Origin of the sequence: Glycocaulis sp., assembly GCF_052168375.1 — a bacterium.
Lineage (GTDB): Bacteria > Pseudomonadota > Alphaproteobacteria > Caulobacterales > Maricaulaceae > Glycocaulis.
The window spans coordinates 1-2,679 of record NZ_JBQLZR010000017.1; the positions used below are offsets into that span (position 1 = coordinate 1).

Genomic DNA, 2,679 nt, shown 5'->3' on the forward strand with positions numbered 1-2,679 from the left:
GGTGATGCTACATTGTGTTTCGGTCAAGCCTTGCCGTGCTAATCAGCAGAGCGTTGCTGACGATAGACGTTGCCGAGCGAACTCAGGAGATTAGTGTAGACTCACATGCAGCGCGACATTTCGATGCTTGTTGCTCGCCCATGGACACGGACTAACCAACTCGTGATTGGAATGGATTAAGATGCCAGTACCCAAGAGTTACAAAGGCCTGAAAGCCATCTACGACGGTCTCGACGGGGATGTGAAGAATTATTTGGGAAAGCTGGAGCCGCTACTGGCCGATGGAAAAAATTACGAAATTGCTTTGGCATACTGCTTTATGAAGCTTGAAGAGGGGCATCACCGCGCCCTTAAATGCGGGCTTATTCGAATACACGATTGCGCCTCGGAGAAAGTTGATAGTGAACTTCAGAAGCAACACTTCACTGCCGAAAAATATGCGGCGGTCTTCAAGAACATCTTCTCCAAAGGCATCCCTGCCGATGCCAAATCCAATTTAACGAAAGCTCAGGACATAAGAAACAAGCTCATCCACGGAAAGAAGACAACAGATCCAACCCGTCGAGAGGCAATATATTATGCCCTGCAATACATGAGTGATTTGGGGGAGTTCGTGAAACAAGAAACTGGTAAGAACCCCTATGGTGACCTCAGGGGACTCGCCGGAAAGAAAAAACTTCTTCCAGCAAAATCGACCATTTGGATGCTGAAAGGTTTCGGCCTTGGCGAGAAAAGCGAAGCGCCAATCGCATAGTTCTCGAGAGAAGCAACTCATGGGCTGGCTACTTGTTGTCGAACATGCAAGTCTCGCGGCTCTAAAGACGTGATCTAAGCGCTATTCTTATGCTTCAGGACCGGAATGCCCAGCTTGCGGGCCTTGTCTGCGAGGTTCTCCTGGATCCCGGTGCCGGGAAAGACGAGCACACCGATCGGCAGGACATCCAGCATCGCGTCGTTGCGCTTGAACGGGGCCGAACGGCCGTGCTTGGTCCAGTCGGGCCGGAAGGCGACCTGGGGCACCTTGCGGTTGTCGGCCCAGCGGGAGGCGATGAGCTCCGCCCCTTTGGGTGAACCGCCGTGGAGCAGCACCATGTCCGGGTGCTTGGCATGGACCCGGTCGAGCCGCGCCCAGATCACGCGGTGATCGTTGAAATCCGCCCCGCCGGTCACGGCCACCTTGGGGCCTTCGGGCAGAAGCAGCTGCGCCTCGGCCCGGCGGCGGGCGGCGAGAAAATCCCGGCTGTCGATCATCGCGGCGGTCAGGTTGCGATGGCTGACGCGCGAGCCGGTCCGGGGATGCCAGGGTTTGCCGAGGTGATGCTCGAAGCCCTCGGCGGCGAGGTCACGAAAGAGTTCCAGCGCTGTGCGCCGTTCGACCATGCTCTGCCCCTCGGCCACGAGGCGTTCGAGTTCGAGGGATTTCACCTCCGAGCCATCCTGTTCCCGCTGCAGGCGGCGCTGCGCCTGTTCGTTGTCGTCGAGTTCACGTTCGGCCCGCGCCAGCGCGCGATGAAAGAGGTTGACCGCGCCCCAGAGCAGTTCGTCGAGATCGGGCTCTAGGCGCGTTTCACCCAGCGTCGCGACGAGGGCGTCGAGGATATCGGCGACGGCACCGGCGATCTGGCTGCCCTCGGGCAAGGGACGCAGGTCGGGTTCATCTTCGTAGGGGCGCCAGCCGTAGAGCTGGAGTTCGGTCAGGACATGGGCGGTCGAGGACGTGCTGTGATGCGGCTCGTGGGCATCGGTTTCGGGATCGAGGGTCATCTGCGGGTTCCTTCCTCGGGGGAGCCGCGCGCCACACGCGGCCTTTGTGGCAGGAACGCGCCCACGGGCGGCGCGGCCGGGCAGCCCGAGCCTTTCGCGAGGGCCTTGATGGCCAAGCCCGGCTATTTTGCCTCGCGATGCAAAGCGCCCCAACGGGGCGCGGCGGAAAATAGCCGGAGCGCGGCCATTGCCGGGCCGTCCCGATTGTGGGCCTCCTGCCCTCTGAGAAGGCCGTGCGCGCCGGCCTTTCCTGTGGATGGGAACCGCGCGGGATGCCCCTGCGAAAACGATGCTGTGAGCCGTACAGCGCCAGCCCGATTGCCGCCCTGTCACACCGGCACGGAACGAGCGGCATCCTCGACGTGGAGATGAAGCCGCAACCGCGCTTGCAAAGCCGCCAGACCATACCGCCGGAGATCATCGTTGAAGTCGCCCAGTCGCGGCGTGAGAGTCACCGCCTCGATCCCGGTCTCGGCTGCACGCGCCTCCAGTCGATCCCTTGCTGCCGCGCCTGCGGGATCACGGTCGCGCAAGACGTAGAGCCGCCGCAGGCCAGCGGGAAACCGGATGGCGGCCAGGTGTCCCGACGACAGAGCCGCAAGGGCGGGTATTTCGGGCAGGGCCGAGCGCACGGAAAGAACCGTCTCGATCCCCTCGCCCGCGATGAGCACGTCTGCGGGCGCGCCGAACCGCACGCCGTTCCCGAGCAAAGTGCCCATCGCGCGCCGCGGTGTGTCGACATCGGCCTTGGCGCTCCCGTCCGGCCGCAGCCAGGTGCGATGGGTGCCGGTATGACGGCCCTCGAGATCGGTGATGGCGGCGAGCATGGCCGGAAGCCGCGCGATCGGCCCGCCGCCTTCGGGCCCATAGAAGGAGGGGGGATGGAACCGCAGGCTTTGCATTTGGTGAAACGCT

3 protein-coding genes are annotated in these 2,679 nt (G+C 62.2%); 1 reads left to right on the plus strand and 2 read right to left on the minus strand.

Annotation, left to right across the window (positions count from 1 at the left end; all coding sequences use genetic code 11):
• Nucleotides 1–181 precede the first annotated feature (181 nt).
• Nucleotides 182–754 carry a hypothetical protein gene (locus ACTS2Z_RS00625; RefSeq protein ID WP_038076332.1) on the plus strand — a complete coding sequence of 191 codons (573 nt, stop codon included), beginning with the start codon at nucleotides 182–184 and terminating at the stop codon, nucleotides 752–754.
• Nucleotides 755–828: 74 nt separating this feature from the next.
• Here the strand turns inward: ACTS2Z_RS00625 and ACTS2Z_RS00630 are convergent, their stop codons facing one another.
• On the minus strand, nucleotides 829–1,764 hold the full coding sequence (locus ACTS2Z_RS00630; protein ID WP_442571302.1) for a DUF2493 domain-containing protein: 936 nt from the start codon (nucleotides 1,762–1,764) through the stop codon (nucleotides 829–831).
• A 329-nt stretch (nucleotides 1,765–2,093) separates the two neighbouring features.
• Nucleotides 2,094–2,679: toprim domain-containing protein (locus tag ACTS2Z_RS00635; protein ID WP_442571303.1), on the minus strand; the 586-nt coding region annotated here is incomplete at its 5' end.

What these genes read in the sequence shown, in the direction of transcription:
- ACTS2Z_RS00625 (WP_038076332.1), top strand. Translation starts at nt 182, where the DNA reads ATGCCAGTACCCAAGAGTTACAAAGGCCTGAAAGCCATCTACGACGGT.
- ACTS2Z_RS00630 (WP_442571302.1), bottom strand. Translation starts at nt 1,764, where the DNA reads ATGACCCTCGATCCCGAAACCGATGCCCACGAGCCGCATCACAGCACG.